Source organism: Sporosarcina sp. SG10008, assembly GCF_044569405.1.
GTDB classification, from domain to species: Bacteria; Bacillota; Bacilli; order Bacillales_A; family Planococcaceae; genus Sporosarcina; species Sporosarcina psychrophila.
On sequence record NZ_CP172607.1, the window covers coordinates 4,354,917 to 4,374,553 of the forward strand.

Consider the following 19,637-nt stretch of genomic DNA (forward strand, 5'->3'; position numbering starts at 1 on the left):
TGATTAGTTTCTAAATTAGCTCATTACAAGAATCCGACGAAGAGGCCCGCAAGGATAACCGAAACCATCGTGACACTTATAAATCCGCCGACGAGCATTGGCGGTAACATGTGACTTGTCAGTGCTTCTCTTTCTTTTTCATCTTCCGTTAATGAATTGATGACTTCGTTGGTAATAATATAGTCCGCTGGGAAGCCGTATAACGCAGTTAACGAAACAGCAAATGCCATTTCTTTACTGACTTTCAGTACTTTCCCCATGAACAACGAGAAGATGTACATACCGACGACGCCCAATACGATACAGCCGACGAGTGGATACAAAATTTCCATCATCATGGAAGGTGTCGCTTTTTTCAAACCGTCAAAGATAAACAGCATAAGTGCCATCATTGCTAATCCAAACCCATTTGCTTTTTGCAGTACGTGACGTTCCAAAAAGCCGATACTTGTTGCAATAATACCAAACAATAAGCAAAGCACATAAGGACTAATTACCACAATAGGTGCCAGCAATGTAGAAACGAGATACGCAAGGAATCCGACGAGTGCGAGTCGGAAAAACTTAAAGTAGTCTGTATTGAATTTATCCGGCATCTTCTTAAATAGCTTAAGTTCATGTCGTTCTGAAACTGAAGCTTGAGTACTGGTTTTTTGTTCTTTCAGTTCGCCTTTACGATACTTTTCAAGAAGCATTTTACCTTCTTTTTTAAGAACAATTGACGTAAGAGGATAACCCGCGAAGCCTTGCATCACGTAAATGACAATCGCGAATACAGCCAATGTTGCGAGTCCGGCGTTGGCAGCACCTTCTGACATGATCAACGCAGATACAACACCGCCGACGAGAGGTGGAATTGCAACGATGATTGTTTCAATACCAAATAGCATTGTACCGATTCCGAATAGGGCAACGACAATCCCTAAAATTCCAGCAAGGGAAATTAAAATGGTTTTCCATTGTTCTTTCAGTTGTTGAAGTGATAGCAATGTACCCATATTGGTAATGAGTAAATAAATCATCATTGATGCGACAGTAGGCGGTACGCCGGCAAGCGAAACAATATCTTGCGGGAAAAACGTCCAATAACCTAGCAGGAAGAGGACAGCGCAGACGAAAACGGATGGAATCCACGCTTTCGTCCGGACAGAGACGACATCTCCGATATATAAAATAGCGACCAAGATAACTAAAGCTAGCATTTGAGACATAGTATTCTCCCCTTTCAGACAATATAGAATTTTAATTAGAATAGCATAAAATTCTGTCGAATAATAGCGAAATTTATACATTGCATATAATATATCGCAAAGGAAGTGAGTGAAAGCGCTTTCTAGTGAGTTGTAGTAAATCGACTATTTTTGTAGGTGAAATTCATCTGAAATGAATCAAATTGTTATGTATGTACAGCATATTGAAGGGTTTTATTATTCGTTCAACTATGTAAGCAGAACGAATAATAAAACCCTTCAACGCAGTATCTATCATTCTGCATTGAAGGGAGTACGTTTTTTCGATATTTAACTTATTCTGTGAGTAACGAATTCTTGATTTTATAGTCTGATTTTGCTTCATCTAACCAATTAACGTACTCTGCTTGTACACCTTCTTCTAGTAATAGTCCTTTTATTTCTTCTTTATGATCATCAAATGTTGCAGCTTTTGCTGCTTTCTTATCGGTTACATGAATAATATGATAACCGTGTTCTGTTTTTATAGGGTCGCTAATTGCATCAACTTTCATGGAGAATGCTGCTTCTTCAAATTCGGCTACCATTTTACCACGTGGGAAAAAGCCTAATTCTCCGCCACTTTCTGCACTCATTGTATCTGTTGAGAATTCTTTTGCAAGTGCTGCGAAATCCTCACCATCTGCAAGTTTCTTCGCAACTTTTTTCGCTGTGGCTTCATCTTCCACTAAAATATGGCTGGCTGCGACTTGTTCTTCCTCGTTAAAGGATTCTTTGTTTTCTTCGAAGTACGCTTTGATGTCCTCGTCAGTTATTTCAATACGTGGCTCAATTATTTTTCGGATAGATAAATAATCAATAATATTCTCTTTGAATTCTTTCTCAGTCATTGTATTCTGCTTAAGTGCTGCGTCAAACGCTTCTTGTCCACCTGCATTTTCGATATATATTGCAAGTTCTGCATCTACTTCTTTATCTGAAATAGAGATTTTTTCTTTTTTCAACTCAAGTGCAACGACTTTATCGTCAATCATTGCAGTAAGTGCTTCTTTTCCAGCAGATTGAACGAGAACTTCATATAATTCATCTTTCGTAATTTTTTCATCACCGACAGTTGCAACAGTTTCATCTGCCGCCTTTGAATCTTTTGAGCAGCCTGTTGTGACAGTTAGAATAATTGCGAGTAGACTGACTGCTAACAATGGGAATAACCTTTTTTTACGCATTTTTAAATTCCTCCAATGTTTGATATAACTTCATTCTACAGGAGAAATATGAACAAACTATTACGGGGAATAAAAAAACGAAAAAACAGATTCGTTTTTTCGTTTAGTCTATTTATTCTTGGGTATTACTTTTTTCGGGTACTTGTGATTTCCCCTCATTGTCGTCTTTGTCATGTTCGCGTCGACCTTCAAAATGTTCTCCTTTACCACTACGTGGTCTATCGAAGAAAAAGTCTTTTTCTACCTTAGAAGGGAACAAGTCCAAATCTTCAACTTTGTCGGCGTAATTTGTACGGATTTCATTCATTAGTTCACGTGCGGATTTGTTCGCTGTATCGATGCCAAGTTTTTCAGCAGCATTGAAAATTTCTTTGTCGCGTACTTCTTTCATTAAGTCATGATGATCTTTGTCATCTGTTTCAATACCCAGTTCTTTTGCTTTTTTTAAAACTTTAGCCTGCCCAACTTCTTTTGCAAGTGCTTTGAATTCTTTGCCAACAGTGGAGATACCAAGCTCTTTTGCTTCTTTCGTAATTTGTGCTTCGCGAATTTCTTTTGCTAACATTTCATCGTCCTTGCCAGTTGCATCAATGCCTAACTCTGTAGCTGCTAGTTGAAGTTTCGCATTCCAAATTTCTTTCTGAAGGGCTTTTATTTCTTTACCTTCAGTATCAATGCCAAGTTCTTTCGCGTGTTTTAGGGTCATGGCTTTTTGTACTTCTTCGAAAATTACTTTCGTGTCCTTGCCGTCAGTTTTAATACCAAGTTCTTCTGCCTTCTCAGAAATAAACTTTTTAGCATCTCCTTGCTCCCCATGTTTATGTTCGAATGAAGGGGAGCTTTTCGTCGTCTCGCTGTCCTCTTTCGCATAGGCAGTTACCGACCCAATTACACCTAGAGTCAATACCGTTGCTAAAACATATTTCATTGCATTATTCTTCATTTATTTTCCTCCTTCATGGATCTGATTAATTTTAGTATGCCCGAAGAATATGAACGAATTATGACAGGGGTATGAACGAGATATTAAAAAAACTGCTATGCACAATGCAGAGCAGCTAAAACAGATTTTTAGTTTTCATTTTGTACAGGGAACGACAGCGTAAACTTTGTACCTTTTCCTTTTTCGCTTGTTACATCGATTGCGCCGTTATGCATCATGACGAGACTTTTTACAATCGACAAGCCAAGTCCGAATTCGCCGTATGGATTCGTTGTTCTAGATACAATGGCTTTATAAAAACGACCCCAAATTTTCTCGACATCATCAGGGTCAATCCCAATACCTGTATCTTCGATTTCAATGATACAGTTTGTATTGCTCATATAACCGCGAAGATAGATCCTACCGTTGTCGGTGAATTGGATACTATTTTTTGTGATATTGATCAATATCTGGGTGAGTCTGTCGTAATCTGCAAACACCAATATATTTGGGTCTACAGCCACAAAAATCTCGTTATTTCGTTCCGCCGCAACGCCCTCGAGCTGATCTTTGATGATTTCTAATAGTTCAACGAGCTGGATGTCCTGTTTAAAGAGTGTGACTTGGTTGGAGCGGATTTTTTCGTAATCCAAGTTTTCATTGACCAGACGGATAAGCCGCAACGTTTCATTAGTGGCGAGCTGTAATCCCTTTTCTTTTTCAGATTCAGGAATCATATTATTTTTTAGTCCTTCAATCATGCCTCTTATTGTTGTAAGGGGTGTTCGTAATTCATGTGACACATCGGCCATGAATTGACGACGCCTGTTTTCGAGATTTTCAATTTCCTCCATTGAGGCATCCAACTTTTCAACCATCTCGTTGAAATCACCTGCAAGTTCACCGATTTCGTCAAAATCCGAGGAGGGGATACGTACTGAGTAATCACCTTGTGCGACGGCAGAAGTTGCATCTTGAAGCCGTTTAATACGCCTAACGTGAAAAGTCGATAAAATCCAGCTGAGAAGAAGCGAAATGGTCAGTGCGATGAACGTTGTAATAAGCAAATAAGTATTCATTTGAGAAATAACTTCACGTGAGCCTTTTATGGGTGACGTCAAAAGTATACCGCCGACAAATCGATTGTTTTGGACATAGGGAAGAAGAACAAATGTGACGGCTTCGTTGAATCGTTTGAAATCCTGCTTCACAGTTACAGGTTGACCATTTTTAATATCGTGCCATTCTTTTTCACTCAAACTAATGAGCGGCGTTTTTATGCCTGTCGAATAAATGATGGCCGAGTTTTCGTCGAATAAACTATATTGAATATCCCGACCATTTAGGACTTGTCCATAAGACTTTAGGATCCTGTCAGAACTTCGCTGGTCTTGTTGGATGTCTCGTAAAATAGATTGCCCATATGTCTGAAGTTCTTCTGTTTTATTAGCATAGACAAATTGCTCGATATAGTGTGAAAATAGCAAGCTTAATAATAAAAATGCAATGACGATTACGCTGAAGTGACTGACAAGTTGCTGGTATAAGTATTTTACTTTCACTTTGAGTCACCTATGGTTTCGTCGAATCGGTAACCGACGCCCCAAACAGTATGGAAAAAAGGTTGTTCATCCGTCGAGACTTTTGTGCGAAGCCGTTTGATATGCACGTCGACAGTTCGGTCATCACCGTAAAAGTCATATCCCCACACGTTATCCAGCAATTGTTCACGTGAGAAAACTTGTTTCGGATGCTGGACAAAATGGTATAGTAGATCGAATTCTTTTGGAGTCAGGTTTTGTATTCGTACTCCATCGAGCAATACGTCACGTGTGTTGAGGTTAATCTTAAAATGGGCGGTTTCGACGACGCCATCTTGCAGTGGTTTGTCTTTCAGCGTTGAATACCTGCGTGTTACCGCCTTAATGCGAGCCATTAGCGCCAGTGGACTGAAGGGTTTTGTGACATAATCATCTGCACCCATTTCAAGTCCAAGCACTTGGTCTGATTCACCGTCTTTTGCGGTTAGCATAATAATTGGCGTAGCAATGTTTGCTAACCGTAGTTTATGGCAAATCGAAATACCATCCATGCCAGGCAACATCCAGTCAATAATGATGCAATCCCAGCCGCCTTGCTTCGCAATTTCGAAACCTTCCAAACCATTTTTTATGAATGAACCATCGATTTCCTCCTTCAAGAAGAATAGCTCAATCATGGAAGATACACTTTCATTGTCTTCAATTACTAAAATTCTCACTAAAACACACCTCCTGTTGCACTGCCATTCCTTTCAAGGTAAATCGAAAACGAGAAATTAGCAACTGCAAACACCCCTCCCATGGAATGAAGGAGAGGTGTTTGGACGAATATATTAATTTGCCGTGGATACATTGCTCGTAAGTAAAACGTCAACCGTTTTCAACTCGGAACCGCGATAAATCGTAAATGTTGCTTTGTCACCGACAGCAAGATTCGTGTACAAGAACTTCCGTAGCTCTGTTGAGTTCTTCACTTCAGTACCATTAATCGCTGTTATTATATCTTCTACATCGAGGCCCGCTTTTCCTGCTGCAGATTCAGGATCAATATTTGCAATTACCACGCCAGCTTTAATTTCACTCGGAAGACCTTGCAAATAGGTCCGTGGCACCTGATCAAGATCCGCAAGTCCAATCCCGATATATGGGCGTTCAACTTGTCCATTTGTTGTCATTTCTTCAATTAATGGAATGACTTCGTTACTTGGAATCGCAAAGCCAAGTCCTTCGACACCACTTTCAGAAATTTTTAAGCTGTTAATGCCAATGACTTGTCCTGCTGCATTGAGGAGTGCGCCACCGCTGTTCCCGGGGTTAATGGCTGCGTCCGTTTGGATTACATTCATTTCCCATTCGCCCGCAGAAGTCTTCACGTTGATGGATCGATTGACTGCACTCACAATCCCTTGGGTTACTGTACCGGAGAAGTCGAGGCCAAGGGGATTCCCAATGGCGATGACATCGTCTCCTGCACGAAGTTTATCGGAGTCGCCGAATTCTAGGGAAGTGTCTGCATACTTCGCATCGATAGTTAGGACAGCAAGGTCACTTAGTGCATCTTTTCCAACGAGCGTAGCCGTTGTTGTCTCTCCGCTTTCAAGTGAAACCTCAAGCTTTTCTGCGCCTTCGATGACGTGGTTATTCGTCACGATAAATGCTTTGTCACCATCTATTTTATAAATGACACCCGAACCGGAACCGCTCTTGGTACTTTCAGCTTGCTGTGAAAAAGGATTATTCCCTTTTTGGTAATTAACAATCCCGACAATTGCGCCGGAAGACTGTTCTACCATGTCGGAAAGTGACGGTATATCTTTAGTGCTTGTTTGCTGTACATTATAGGGAACCGTATCCGTAGTGACAGGTACCACTTCAGCGGAACCGCCTTGTAGTAGATCTGTATTGACTACGATCGCTAACGTTAATACCGAACCAATAACACCTGCTCCTAGTGTTGCTAAAAATCGTTTAACCGGTTTGTTTCTATTTTCTGTCTCCATGATAATTCCTCCCGTTTCATCTGATACTCTTTATTCTAGTTGGAAGATATGAACAAACTATTACCAAGAAGTTAACGATTGATGAAGTAGCTGTTTTGAGGGTATAGTTGAATCAATAATATGATTCCAAAGGTGTGAGTGAAGTGCAAAAGTTAATTACTGCGATGGATGTCGCAAAACATGCGGGCGTATCTCAATCATCTGTGTCCAGAGTTTACTTTGAAGGTGCCACAGTGTCTGCGAAAACAAGGGAAAAGGTTCTAGCTGCCGCGAAAGAATTGGGCTATCGGCCAAATGAGTTGGCGAGGAGTTTAATTACGAATCGAACGAAAATCATTGGCATAGTGATGAAGGGTATTCAAAATCCTTTTTATCCTCAAGTTTTAAAGCAATTTACAACGACCTTTAAAAGTTTGGGCTATAGCATTATGTTTGTATACACGAATAATGACGAAATACAAAAAGAAGATATCGATATATTATTTAATTATAATGTTGCAGGTGTCATTATTACAGACGCGTCACTGTCTTTAAATGCTATAGAAGACTTTAAAAGATATAAAATTCCTTTGGTGCTTTTTAACAGAAAAATCGCGAGTAATGATTTTTACTCTGTGTGTTGTAATAATTTAGAGGCAAGTAAGGAAATTGCACAATTTCTTGTTGATAAAGGTAGTTCGGATATCATTTATATTGCAGGGAATCAAAATACATCGACAAGTAAAGAGCGGGAACAAGGCTTTACTGAAGCTCTTACGAAAAATAACATTGCCCTGAAAAGGATTGGATCGGATTATACATATGAGGGCGGATATAAAATTGCCCAGCAAGTGATAAATGAAAATGGAATTCCAGATTCATTTTTTGTGGCGAACGATATCATGGCGTTAGGCGTGTTGGATGCACTTCGTGAAAGTTCGATTGCTATTCCGGAAGCTACGAAAGTAATTGGGTTTGATAATATTGAAATGGCTTCGTGGCCGACGTATAGTCTAACGACTTGGGCACAACCGATTAATGAAATGGTAAATCAAACAGTCAGTTATTTAATGTCGGAAATAGAGGAGTACACAGGTTTTGCTGACAATATAGAGGTAAATGGGATTTTAATCGAGCGTAAAACGACATAAAAAAAGGTTGACTTCCTAGAGTATTTGAAATACTCTTTACCTATAAAGTGCTTTGCATACGTATGCAAGAAAGAAAGAGGAGGAAATAAAATGGTTAGAGTATTGAAAGCTGGTAAATCACAAGAAGAATTGACTAAAAACAATCTTGAAGTATCGAAAATTGTAGCGAATGCTATTCAAGAAATTGAGAATAGAGGAGACGAAGCGGTTCGTGAGTTCTCCGAGAAATTTGATAAATGGTCGCCTGAGGCATTCAGATTAACCGAAGAACAAATTAAAGAAATCGTAGCGCAAGTACCTGCGGAAGTAATCGAAGATATTAAATTTGCTCAAAAGAACATTCGTGAATTTGCAGAAGCGCAATTAGCGTCAATGAACGATGTAGAAGTAGAAAACATTCCAGGCGTTATTTTAGGGCATAAAAATATCCCTGTAAGCAGCGTCGGCTGTTATATTCCTGGTGGACGTTACCCTATGGTTGCTTCTGCTCATATGAGCGTGTTGACGGCAAAAGTTGCTGGTGTCAAGCGTGTAATCGCTTGCACACCGCCAATTAACGGTGAAATCCCGAATGCAACAATCACGGCAATGTATTTGGCGGGTGCGGACGAAATCTATTTATTAGGTGGAATTCAAGCGATGGCTGCTATGGCGATTGGAACTGAAACGATCCAATCTGTCGATATGATTGTCGGGCCTGGAAACGCTTTCGTGGCAGAAGCAAAAAGACAACTATTTGGTCGCGTAGGAATTGACTTGTTTGCTGGACCTACTGAAACATTAGTTGTTGCGGATGAAACAGCAGATGCTGAAATGATTGCTACGGATATTCTTGGACAAGGTGAACACGGTCCAACATCTCCGGGTGCCTTAATTACGACTTCGGAAAAACTTGCTTATGAAACTGTAGAAGAAATCGAAAGACAACTTAAAGTATTACCAACGGCTGACGTTGCACGCGTTTCATGGGATGATTACGGCCAAATCCTGTTAGTGGATAGCATTGAAGAAGCGCTTGTAGAAGCCGACCGACTAGCGTTTGAACACGTTGAAATTCTAACAGCAGATCCGAATTATTTCTTAGAAAACATGACAAATTACGGTTGTCTATTCCTAGGGCCTGAAACGAACGTTGCATACGGCGATAAAGTGATTGGAACGAATCATACATTACCAACAAAAGGTGCAGCTCGTTATACAGGCGGTCTATGGGTAGGTAAGTTTATCAAAACGGTAACGTACCAAAAAGTGACACCTGAAGCGAGTGCTTATATCGGCGAATATGCAGCGCGTCTCTGTCAATTGGAGAACTTTGCAGGTCATGCTGAACAAGCGTTATTACGAGTAAGAAGGTACGGAAAGAAAGCATAATTTCTTTTCTGCAGAGGGGGCAGGCGATTCGATGTTAGGGATGATAGGGTTATTTGGGGGACTAGCATTATTGATTTATTTGACAATGAAGGGCATGAACTTACTAATTGCTGCTCCGCTGTCAGCGCTCGTTGTTGCACTATTAAGTGGCCTTCCATTATTTCCGGGAGTACCGGATGAAGGGATAGCTAACTTTGTAACAAATTATATGGGCGGTTTTTCAAGTTTCATCGGCTCATGGTATTTAATGTTCTTGACTGGAGCAATTTTCGGTAAAGTTATGGAAGATAGCGGTGCAGCAGAAAGTGTTTCGAAATGGATTGTAGGCAAGCTTGGTATGAAACGGGCAGCTCTTGCTGTTGTAATCGCTTGTGCAATCCTGACGTATGGGGGAGTTAGTTTATTCGTCGTTGCATTTTCTGTTTATCCAATGGCCATCAGTTTGTTTAAAGAAGCAAACTTACCAAGAAGATTCATCCCAGCGACATTAGCATTTGGATCTACAACGTTTACAATGACTTCTGCGGGTTCACCAGAAATTCAAAACTGGATTCCAATTGAGTTCCTTGGAACAACTGCATATGCTGGATGGCAAGTAAGTGCAATTGTAGCTGCATTTATGGCGATCTTCGGCTATTGGTGGCTGAAAAAAATGATTTCAAAAGCGTTGGCAAAAGGCGAACATTTTGTTGATAGAGAAACGGATCATCATGAGGTGAGGGAGCATTTACCGAGTCCATTGTTAAGTGTAATTCCCTTACTTGTTGTGTTGATTATCTCATTTATATTCCATAACTCATTGGGGACATCTGCGTTAATTGTTGCTCTTACGAGTGGTGTAATCGCAACGTATTTAATCAACAGAAAGTATTTCTCGAACTTTGGGAAAGCGGTTTCAGAAGGAACAATGGGTGCAGTTATTGCAATTGCTAATACAGCTGCGGTTGTAGGGTTTGGCGGAGTCATAAAAGCAACTCCCGCGTTTGGTGACGCTGTTAGTTTTATGACGGCTATACCAGGTAGTCCTCTCATAGGAGGAGGACTTGCTGTAGCAGTTATTGCAGGTTTAACTGGATCATCATCAGGTGGACAGGCGATTGCTTTACCGTTGCTTGCACCACATTATTTAGATTTGGGTGTCGATCCGGATGCGTTACACCGTGTGGTCGCAATTTCTTCAGGCTCTTTGGATTCATTGCCACAGGGCGGTTATGTTGTAACGACAATTCGTTCAATTGCTGGCGAAACGCATAAAGACGCATATCCTGCGTTTGGCGCATTAACGGTCATAGTACCAATACTCGGCGTCGTGTTAGCTGTCGTATTATTCTCATTAGGCATGTAAGTAATAGATACCCAACAAGCTAATTGTTATAGTTTGTTGGGTATTTTATCATATCGAAAAATGGAGGTAGACCGTTATGGAAAAACTAGCAATCATTGGTTGCGGCACGATGGGACATTCAATTGCGCTATCAGCAGCGTGGGCAGGGATAGAAGTCAAAATCTCTGGTATGAATGAACAAGACCTAGCAACAGCAGACAAAGGGCTTCGCAATAAATTAACGGTGATGGTACACAATGATTTATTTAATGAAGCAATGGCTGAGGAAATTCGTAAGCGCATTGTATTTTCAACTTCATTAGAAGAGATTGTACAAGAGGCGACTTTTATAATTGAGGTCATTCCAGAAAATAGTCAAATGAAGCGGGAATTGTATAAAGAGATTGAAGCAATATGTAGTAAAGATACTGTTCTTGCGAGTAATACGTCTGGATTTACGCCAACTTCTTTAGCGGAAGAAATGGAGTACCCGAATCGTTTTATCGTTACACATTTTTGGAATCCGGGACATTTAATCCCCCTTGTCGAAGTGGTTAAAGGGGAGAAAACTGATCAGGTAACGATTGAGCGTGCTATGAATTTATTGAACGTAATGAATAAAAAGCCGATTTTGATAAACAAAGAAGTTCCAGGATTCATCGGGAACCGGCTGCAGTATGCTTTATTCCGCGAGGCACAATCGCTGCTCGATGAAGGTGTTGCGACGAAAGAAGATATCGATGCAGCTGTAACGTATAGCATTGGGAGACGCTTGCCGATAACGGGACCGTTAATGACTGCGGACATGGGAGGCCTTGACGTTTTCTCTGCGATTTCAAATTACTTGTTTGAAGATCTTAGCAATGAAAGTAAATCGGGAGTTCACTTATCAAATCTAGTCAATCAAAAGAAATTCGGTGATAAGAGTGGTGAAGGATTCTATATGTGGGATCAAGAAACTTCTGAAACAATCAATGCAGAGCGGGAGAAAACGCTTATTCACTTCCTAAAAAACGATCGGAAAGAGTAGGAGGATGCTAATATGAAACCATACTTTTCAGATTTAGAAAACAAAACGGTTATTGTAACGGGCGGTAGTAAGGGTATTGGAAAAGAAATTGCCCGGACATTCGCTGAACTAAAAGCGAATGTCGTTATCGTAGGTCGAGATGAGAATGCACTACATAACACGCTAGTGGAATTACACCAATACAATACGAAATGTAAATCGATTCAAGCGGACTTAAAGGATATCAAGCAGGTTCGGGCGATGGTTGATGAGGTAGCGACCCAATTTGGAACGGTAGATGTATTGGTGAACAATGCGGGGGTTAATATCGCTAAACCGGCGATAGAAGTGACGGAAGATGATTGGGATCAAGTGCTCGATACAAATTTAAAATCTACGTTCTTTTGCAGTCAGGAAGCCGCTACTTACATGATTCCGCAACGCAGTGGGAGGATCATCAATATCGTATCCCAAATGGCTTTTGTTGGTTATTATAATAGGGCGGCGTATTGTGCAAGTAAAGGTGGAGCGGTTCAACTGACAAAAGCGTTGGCAGTCGAATGGGCGCAAAGTGGAATAAATGTAAATGCCGTTGCTCCGACATTTATTGAAACAGAATTGACGACTAAAATGTTTGAAGATGAAGCATTTAAAAATGATGTAGAAAGTCGAATTCTCTTAGGCAAACTGGCACAACCGGGAGATATTTCAGGAGCGGTTCTTTACTTGGCATCGAACCTATCAAATTTTGTTACAGGTGAAACGATTAAAGTAGATGGTGGATGGACAGCAATCTAAAAGGTAAAGGTGGCAAAGAATATGATGCAAGATCAAGTGTTATTTATAACTGGAGCAGCAAGGGGAATCGGATTCGATATTGCAAAGGCATTTTCTGATGCTGGTGCTAAAGTTGTTATCTCTGATTTAACGCAACAAGCCGTCGATGAAGCACTTTCCAAAATTGAAAAAAATGTCGAAGGAATTGTCTGTGATGTTACAAAAGAAGAGGACATCAAAAAGGCAATTGAATTTACGGTTGAGAAGTTTGGGCGGATTGATATTCTTGTCAACAATGCGGGGATGCAACATGTATCATTTATCGAAGATTTCCCTACTGAAAAGTTTGAACTGCTTGTAAAAATTATGTTGACGGCACCATTTATAGCCATCAAACATGCACTGCCTCATATGAAGAAACAAGAGTTTGGAAGAATTATTAACATGGCTTCTATTAATGGCGTTATTGGATTTGCTGGAAAAGCCGCTTACAACTCTGCAAAACATGGGGTAATTGGTTTAACGAAAGTAGCTGCTCTCGAATCGGCTTCAGATGGAATTACTGTCAATGCGATTTGTCCAGGGTATGTCGATACGCCATTAGTGAGGAACCAATTTGCTGACCTTGCAAAAACAAGAAATATTGAAGTTGAACAAGTTTTAGAAGAAGTACTATACCCATTAGTTCCTCAAAAAAGACTGCTCGATGTGAAGGAGATAACGGATTTAGCTTTGTATATTGCAAGTGACTCCGCAAAGGGTATGACTGGACAAGCGATTATTTTGGACGGTGGCTACACTGCTCAGTAAAACCATTGTTATATAAAGGGCCTACTCGTAAGTCGATTTATAGACTTACGAGTAGGCCCTTTAATTTACCACGCATGGATAATAAAGTAGCTCCCGATGAACATGTCAATCTATGTCGAACGATTATAAAGTCTAGTAGTTGAAATAATCAACATAGTCTGACAGAATAAGAGGACAAGCTTCTTTTTTATTTCAAGTCTGTTGTAAGCGCATACATTAATTGCTTCTGGTAGAGGCGCATACGGAGGAAGTTTGCGACATATAGTGGCATTGTGTGAAAAATTCAACTCACAGGGAGGAATGGAAAAATGGTACAAGCGGTAGAAAATCAGATTTATGCTTTTCCGAATACGGAAGGTGCGAAAGTAAACTTTAAAGAACGCTACGATAACTTTATCGGTGGAAAATGGACAGCGCCGGTTAAAGGGGAATACTTTGATAACGTGACGCCGGTAACGGGGAAAGTATTTACAGAAGTTGCACGCTCGACTGCAGAGGATGTTGAACTTGCGTTGGATGCGGCACATGCTGCAAAAGATGCTTGGGGCAAAACGTCTGTTACGGTACGTGCGAATACGTTACTGAAAATTGCTGATCGCATTGAACAAAACTTAGAAATGCTAGCTGTTGCTGAAACGTGGGATAACGGCAAAGCGGTTCGTGAAACATTGAATGCAGATCTGCCGCTTGCTATCGACCATTTCCGCTATTTTGCTAGTGCAATCCGTGCGCAAGAAGGTGGAGTTAGTCAGATTGACGACGATACTGTAGCGTACCATTTCCATGAGCCAATCGGTGTCGTTGGACAGATTATTCCATGGAACTTCCCTATTCTGATGGCGGTATGGAAACTAGCACCAGCACTTGCTGCAGGAAACTGTGTCGTGCTGAAGCCTGCTGAACAGACACCGGCATCAATTCTTGTACTTGTAGAATTGATAGAAGATCTATTACCTCCGGGTGTTTTGAATGTCGTGAACGGTTTTGGTCTTGAAGCAGGTAAACCGCTTGCATCGAGCTCACGTATTGGGAAAATTGCATTCACAGGTGAAACGACAACGGGACGTCTGATTATGCAATACGCTTCACAAAACGCAATCCCTGTCACACTCGAATTAGGTGGTAAATCACCGAATATCTTCTTCGAAGACATTATGGACGAAGACGATTCGTTCTTGGACAAAGCAGTAGAAGGCTTCGTCATGTTTGCACTGAACCAGGGTGAAGTATGTACATGCCCATCGCGTGCATTGATTCAAGAATCCATTTACGATAAATTCATGGACCGCGCAATTGAGCGTGTAAAAGCGATTAAAACAGGAAATCCGCTTGATCCGACTGTCATGATGGGTGCGCAAGCGTCAACTGAACAGTTGGAGAAAATTCTTTCCTATCTAGATATCGGCAAACAGGAAGGTGCGGAATGCCTGATTGGCGGAGAGCAAAATCAGCTTGAAGGCGATTTGAAAGACGGCTACTACGTCAAGCCAACTGTCTTTAAAGGGAATAATAAAATGCGGATTTTCCAAGAAGAAATCTTTGGCCCTGTCGTTTCGGTTACAACATTCAAAACAAAAGAAGAAGCGCTTGAAATTGCGAACGATACGCTATACGGCTTAGGTTCGGGTGTCTGGACGCGCGACATGAATACGGCATATCGTTTCGGTCGCGGCATCCAAGCGGGGCGGGTCTGGACGAACTGTTATCACATGTACCCAGCGCATGCTGCGTTCGGTGGTTACAAAGCGTCCGGTGTTGGACGTGAAAACCACTTAATGATGTTGAGCCACTACCAACAAACGAAAAACATGCTTGTTAGCTACAGCGAAAACAAACAAGGTTTCTTTTAATTTCATTCAGCGGGGGTTCAAACCCCGCTGAATTGTGGATCTCAGACTAAGAACGCCGCGTCCTGCGGCAACGTCTGAATGACCAACATCCTGTTGGCCCAAAGCCTCCGACGGATGTCACAGATTTTGAAGGGAGTTAAGGAAGGCAGTCTAAGTTCGCGACTTCCTGTCGCAACGACTGCATGACCTACATCCTGTAGGCCTCAAGCTCAATTCAAAATCTGGACGCAATCACGCCGAGGCGTGATTGATTCGAAAAGGAGGGAGGTAGTGCGGATGACGGAACGCGTACTCGCAACTGACGCTGCACTGGAACTCATTGCGTTTTTGGTAGAGAAACACGGTCCACTCATGTTTCACCAGTCGGGCGGCTGCTGTGATGGCTCATCGCCAATGTGTTATCCGAATGGGGAACTGATTATAGGTGATCAGGATGTCCTACTTGGTACTATTGGTGAAACACCGTTTTATATGCACAAAAACCAATTCGAGTATTGGAGGCATACACAGCTAATCATTGACGTTGTCAACGGTCGCGGCGGCATGTTTTCACTCGAAGGTGTTGAAGGCAAACGCTTTTTGACCAGGTCACGTGCGTTTACGGCTGAGGAAAACAAAGAGCTACAAGTGTAAGTGAATAACAAAAGGGCCCTCGATGAAAAATCGGCAGGCCCTTTTGTCGTTGGTTAAATAAAGCGTTTCCGCTGTTCTGGCGATGGCAACATACACGCATCTTCTTTCTTGCCAAACCATTTATAGCGATTTATAGCGACGTAGTTATATACGCCGTCACGGATTTTACGTGGTACGAGTATAAATAGGAAGAATAGATGCCATAATCCGTCCAGTTTTTTTGCGATACGGAGCGCTGCTGAAGACTTGGTGAACGCTTTACCGTTTTCAATCAAAACCAAGCTGTCAACGTCTTCCGGGATAGCATATTTTTTCGTGAGTTCCAGTCCTTTTTCGCTTTGTAATGAAGTAAATAGAAAATGATTGGCAGGATCTCGCTTTATAATGAACTGCACACTTGCATCACAAAAATTACAAACACCGTCAAATAAAATAATTCTTTTCATAAAATAACCTCCCGGCGTACTTATCTTCTATAGTATAGCCTGTTAGTGAATCGATAAAACGTGAAAGGTGTTACTATTTACATGTGACAGAATATTTAGTATAATGGTAGTGAAAAGAAATGGAACATGCTATAAACGTTTGGATGTTTTCCACCGCATTTAGCCCCGGCAAAATGATGAGAGGATGATAGACTATGGAACGTTTACCTATTGAATCGTCAGAAATGGAGCTTAGGACTAATAAGGATTTCATCGCCAAATTAAAAATGATTGGCGAAGGTGGTCCAATTTATGAGCAATATGAAATGCTTGAGAAAAGAAGAGAAAAGTCCGATTCCTTCGAGGATGAAAAAAAACTTCCGCGTGATTACCAATAACTAAACCTCACAGCGATGTGAGGTTTTTCTGTTTTTTTAATGCTCTATATAGGTTGAAATAAAGAGCTTCGATGAGGCGGAACGAAAAGGGCAAGTGTGAAGAATAATGATTATGAATGGTATTATGGCGAGTTATTCAGTCGCATTGCTGACATTTGTGTTATGGATGAATTTTAATATTGATTATGATAGATCTCTCGTCCATAAAGTAATACTGGCTTTTCTGATTGCCAGTTCTATCAGCCCACTCTTTCTAGTGACTCGAGTGTTTCTATACTACAGAAGAATGCGTAATGCAGGAGTTCAAGACTAAGCGCTATAATCTATATTGAATATACGAATACATGTGGAAACTGGGTGAAGGCGCCTTAAAAGGGGCAGCCAACCGAACAACGAAGAGTTCGGTTTGTATAATTTTTGCGTACTTTGCATAAATTATACAGTTTATACCAAGAAGAAATTCTATTATTTCCTGTGTCCGCAATGGGAGGCAACCCCGAGCGCCACAGCGGATTTGAATGGAATCTTTATTTCAACATCTGTAGTTAGTAGATTATCCAATATTCATTAAAGTTCATAGTGTCTATCGCCCGTTTGTCTTCCTTCTTTTCACATCTACTAGAAGGAGGAGGTGATAGTATGATGCAACAAGGTAATTGGCAGCAGCCAAATTGTCATCAAGGGAATATGATGGGTGGCAATCAAGTACGCCCGGTAGTATGTCCGACGCAGTATCGTTGTCACGATCAATTTGTACCGCGTGAAGTTCCTTATATCCATCCGATCGTCAATGTGAATCGGGTGCATAACGTTGAAATTCCACGTCACTATTTCACAGAAACAACACAGAATGTGATGGGGCAAACACTCCCTGCTCGACCAGGTTTCGGTCCAGGAATGGGCGGAATGGGTCCAGGTATGGGACCAGGAATGGGCGGATTCGGTCCGCAAGTTGGCGGTATCGGTAATCGTCCTGGCTGTGGACATCGTCCCGGTTGTGGCTGTGGAAATCGCCGCGGCTGGTGATAGGTCAGATTTATGGTAGAATAAAGCTACCATAATGATATACAGTAGGTGAGTTTGTTGAGAGCTTTTAAATTTGTCATTCCAGTCATGCTGCTCGTTGGAGGGTTTGGCTGGATGAAATTGACGAAAGAATTCCAAGAAGTGCCCGGATTAACGCGCTTGGCTATTATAATTGGTGCGATGATTTTGAGCGGGATCATTTCTTACTTTTTATTTCCAAAAGACGAAGGCGAAAAATCCTAAAGAGAGACCGATAGCGAATTTGCTATCGGTCTTTTGTTTATTTGCTAATACGTCATTTGTGTTAACTTCCGTTAAATATTTGTTGACTCATAATGTGTTATCTATTATTCTGTTAAAGATAACATAAACTTTAGGGGTGTATCATATCATGACAACAGCTACAGTAAAAACAAAAAGTAAAAGCGCAATGAGTCCGTTAACACTTGTCTACAGTGGAATGTTCGCAGCACTGATGATGATTGGCGCAAATATTACCGCATTTGTACCATTTCTAGTTGTGGGTGGTGTGCCGATTACATTGCAGACATTTTTTGCGATTCTTGCGGGACTTATTCTTGGTAGTCGCAGGGGTGCACTGGCAATGGCGGTCTATATGTTCATCGGGCTTGCGGGGGCGCCTGTATTTGCGAGATTCAGTGGTGGTTTTGGATCAATTATCAGTCCGACATTCGGATTTATCATATCTTACATTTTAGTAGCATTCATCGTCGGGAAAATCGTTGAAAAGAACGGGAAATTACATGGTTATATTATTGCAGCAATCGTTGGAATGGTTCTAAATTATGTAATCGGAACGAACTGGATGTATTATGCCTATAAGCTCTGGGCTGCGGCACCGGATGCCTTTACATACAAAGTAGCGTGGCTATGGATGGTGCCGCCACTGCCGAAAGATATTATCCTTGCCGTCCTTGCTGGAATCTTTGGACACCGTATGTATAAGGTATTGAAAGTGAGGCGCTAATATGACGAAGTATACTGGGTTAGCTGAACGTGTTCTAGAAGGACATGTCCTGACGGATGAGGAAGCCCTATCGATATTGGGGAGTCCAGAAGAGGACTTGCTGCCGCTTTTGCACGCGGCTTATATAATCCGGAAACATTATTATGGGAATAAAGTGAAGCTTAATATGATAATGAATACGAAATCTGGCTTATGCCCGGAAAACTGCGGGTATTGTGCACAGTCGATTATTTCAAAAGCGCCAATCGAAAAGTATGCCATGATGAAAAAAGAAGAAATTGTAGCAGGTGCAGCTAGAGCAGCCGAATTGAATGCAGGAACCTACTGTATTGTGGCTAGCGGGAGAGGTCCTGCAAACCGTGAACTCGAAATTGTTATTAATTCCGTGAAGGAAATCAAGTCGAAGTATGAGCATATGACCGTTTGTGCATGTCTTGGACTGTTAAAACCGGACCAAGCGTCCCGATTGAAAGATGCTGGCGTCGACCGTTACAATCACAACATCAATACGTCGGAAGCCCACCATGAAAGTATCACAACGTCTCATACATATGAGGACCGCGTAAACACGGTCGATCTTGTGAAGCAGTCGGGTATTTCACCATGTTCTGGCGTTATCATTGGTATGCGTGAAACGAAACAAGACGTCGTTTCAATGGCACGCAGTTTGTATGCAATGGATGCAGATTCGATTCCGGTGAACTTTTTACATGCCGTGGATGGGACACCCCTTGGCGGGACAGACGAGTTAACACCGCTCTATTGCTTGAGAGTACTATGCTTGTTCAGATTCATTAATCCCACAAAGGAAATCAGGATTTCCGGCGGGCGTGAAGTGAACTTACGCAGTCTTCAGCCGTTAGGGCTATACCCGGCAAACTCGATTTTTATTGGGGATTATTTAACGACAACCGGCCAGGAAAGTGAAAGAGACTATCAAACGCTGAAGGATATGGGATTCGAAATAGACTTAGAACCTTTAGCAAAACAGCCTGTTCCAGTGTGATTGAAAAA

20 protein-coding genes are annotated in these 19,637 nt (G+C 41.4%); 13 read left to right on the forward strand and 7 right to left on the reverse strand.

Annotation, left to right across the window (positions count from 1 at the left end):
• Positions 1 to 23: 23 nt before the first annotated feature.
• From ACGLYD_RS20430 to ACGLYD_RS20455, 6 genes are all read right to left on the reverse strand, one after another.
• Positions 24 to 1,211 (reverse strand): hypothetical protein, encoded by a 1,188-nt coding sequence (locus ACGLYD_RS20430; RefSeq protein WP_187046436.1) that lies wholly within the window; start codon positions 1,209 to 1,211, stop codon positions 24 to 26.
• A 314-nt stretch (positions 1,212 to 1,525) separates the two neighbouring features.
• Complete coding sequence (locus ACGLYD_RS20435; RefSeq protein ID WP_342539462.1) at positions 1,526 to 2,416, reverse strand: peptidylprolyl isomerase; 891 nt, start codon at positions 2,414 to 2,416, stop codon at positions 1,526 to 1,528.
• A 112-nt stretch (positions 2,417 to 2,528) separates the two neighbouring features.
• Positions 2,529 to 3,359, reverse strand: a complete 831-nt coding sequence (locus ACGLYD_RS20440; RefSeq protein WP_399630290.1) for a hypothetical protein — start codon at positions 3,357 to 3,359, stop codon at positions 2,529 to 2,531.
• A 128-nt stretch (positions 3,360 to 3,487) separates the two neighbouring features.
• On the reverse strand, positions 3,488 to 4,903 hold the full coding sequence (locus ACGLYD_RS20445; protein WP_187046439.1) for a cell wall metabolism sensor histidine kinase WalK: 1,416 nt from the start codon (positions 4,901 to 4,903) through the stop codon (positions 3,488 to 3,490).
• Positions 4,900 to 5,601: a response regulator transcription factor gene (locus ACGLYD_RS20450; RefSeq protein WP_187046440.1), complete on the reverse strand. Its 702-nt coding sequence runs from the start codon at positions 5,599 to 5,601 to the stop codon at positions 4,900 to 4,902. Before ACGLYD_RS20450 ends, ACGLYD_RS20445 begins: the two co-directional genes overlap by 4 nt.
• A gap of 114 nt (positions 5,602 to 5,715) precedes the next feature.
• Positions 5,716 to 6,882, reverse strand: a complete 1,167-nt coding sequence (locus tag ACGLYD_RS20455; protein WP_399630293.1) for a S1C family serine protease — start codon at positions 6,880 to 6,882, stop codon at positions 5,716 to 5,718.
• A gap of 143 nt (positions 6,883 to 7,025) precedes the next feature.
• Between ACGLYD_RS20455 and ACGLYD_RS20460 the strand changes: the two genes are divergently transcribed.
• The 8 genes from ACGLYD_RS20460 (at position 7,026) to ACGLYD_RS20495 (ending at position 15,786) form a co-directional block, all read left to right on the forward strand.
• A complete protein-coding gene (locus ACGLYD_RS20460; RefSeq protein ID WP_338654053.1) occupies positions 7,026 to 8,012 on the forward strand; it encodes a LacI family DNA-binding transcriptional regulator in 987 nt (328 codons plus the stop codon).
• A gap of 90 nt (positions 8,013 to 8,102) precedes the next feature.
• Positions 8,103 to 9,383 (forward strand): histidinol dehydrogenase, encoded by a 1,281-nt coding sequence (hisD, locus tag ACGLYD_RS20465; RefSeq protein ID WP_067204627.1) that lies wholly within the window; start codon positions 8,103 to 8,105, stop codon positions 9,381 to 9,383.
• Positions 9,384 to 9,414: 31 nt separating this feature from the next.
• A complete protein-coding gene (locus ACGLYD_RS20470) occupies positions 9,415 to 10,728 on the forward strand; it encodes a GntP family permease (protein WP_187046443.1) in 1,314 nt (437 codons plus the stop codon).
• Between the two features lie 76 nt (positions 10,729 to 10,804).
• Positions 10,805 to 11,737, forward strand: coding sequence for a 3-hydroxyacyl-CoA dehydrogenase family protein (locus tag ACGLYD_RS20475; protein WP_399630296.1), 933 nt, complete (start codon positions 10,805 to 10,807; stop codon positions 11,735 to 11,737).
• 12 nt (positions 11,738 to 11,749) lie between these two features.
• Positions 11,750 to 12,514, forward strand: coding sequence for an SDR family NAD(P)-dependent oxidoreductase (locus tag ACGLYD_RS20480; protein WP_187046445.1), 765 nt, complete (start codon positions 11,750 to 11,752; stop codon positions 12,512 to 12,514).
• A gap of 21 nt (positions 12,515 to 12,535) precedes the next feature.
• Entirely contained in the window at positions 12,536 to 13,303 is a 768-nt protein-coding gene (locus ACGLYD_RS20485) for a 3-hydroxybutyrate dehydrogenase (protein WP_187046446.1), read from the forward strand.
• A gap of 308 nt (positions 13,304 to 13,611) precedes the next feature.
• Positions 13,612 to 15,153: an aldehyde dehydrogenase gene (adh, locus tag ACGLYD_RS20490; RefSeq protein WP_067204639.1), complete on the forward strand. Its 1,542-nt coding sequence runs from the start codon at positions 13,612 to 13,614 to the stop codon at positions 15,151 to 15,153.
• A 276-nt stretch (positions 15,154 to 15,429) separates the two neighbouring features.
• Positions 15,430 to 15,786, forward strand: a complete 357-nt coding sequence (locus ACGLYD_RS20495) for a DUF779 domain-containing protein (protein ID WP_340741262.1) — start codon at positions 15,430 to 15,432, stop codon at positions 15,784 to 15,786.
• Between the two features lie 53 nt (positions 15,787 to 15,839).
• Here ACGLYD_RS20495 and ACGLYD_RS20500 read toward each other — a convergent pair whose 3' ends face one another.
• Positions 15,840 to 16,232: a thiol-disulfide oxidoreductase DCC family protein gene (locus tag ACGLYD_RS20500; protein ID WP_338654046.1), complete on the reverse strand. Its 393-nt coding sequence runs from the start codon at positions 16,230 to 16,232 to the stop codon at positions 15,840 to 15,842.
• A 194-nt stretch (positions 16,233 to 16,426) separates the two neighbouring features.
• On the opposite strand from ACGLYD_RS20500, the gene ACGLYD_RS20505 reads away from it, so the two are divergent.
• From ACGLYD_RS20505 to bioB, 5 genes are all read left to right on the forward strand, one after another.
• Complete coding sequence (locus ACGLYD_RS20505) at positions 16,427 to 16,609, forward strand: hypothetical protein (protein WP_340741263.1); 183 nt, start codon at positions 16,427 to 16,429, stop codon at positions 16,607 to 16,609.
• 639 nt (positions 16,610 to 17,248) lie between these two features.
• Positions 17,249 to 17,635 carry a hypothetical protein gene (locus ACGLYD_RS20510; protein WP_067204654.1) on the forward strand — a complete coding sequence of 129 codons (387 nt, stop codon included), beginning with the start codon at positions 17,249 to 17,251 and terminating at the stop codon, positions 17,633 to 17,635.
• Between the two features lie 57 nt (positions 17,636 to 17,692).
• Positions 17,693 to 17,878 carry a histidine kinase gene (locus ACGLYD_RS20515; RefSeq protein ID WP_156475936.1) on the forward strand — a complete coding sequence of 62 codons (186 nt, stop codon included), beginning with the start codon at positions 17,693 to 17,695 and terminating at the stop codon, positions 17,876 to 17,878.
• 148 nt (positions 17,879 to 18,026) lie between these two features.
• On the forward strand, positions 18,027 to 18,623 hold the full coding sequence (locus tag ACGLYD_RS20520; protein WP_067204657.1) for a biotin transporter BioY: 597 nt from the start codon (positions 18,027 to 18,029) through the stop codon (positions 18,621 to 18,623).
• 1 nt (position 18,624) lies between these two features.
• The gene (gene bioB, locus ACGLYD_RS20525) at positions 18,625 to 19,629 is read left to right on the forward strand and encodes a biotin synthase BioB (RefSeq protein ID WP_338654040.1); all 1,005 of its coding nucleotides are present in this window, start codon (positions 18,625 to 18,627) and stop codon (positions 19,627 to 19,629) included.
• The last annotated feature ends 8 nt before the right edge of the window (positions 19,630 to 19,637 follow it).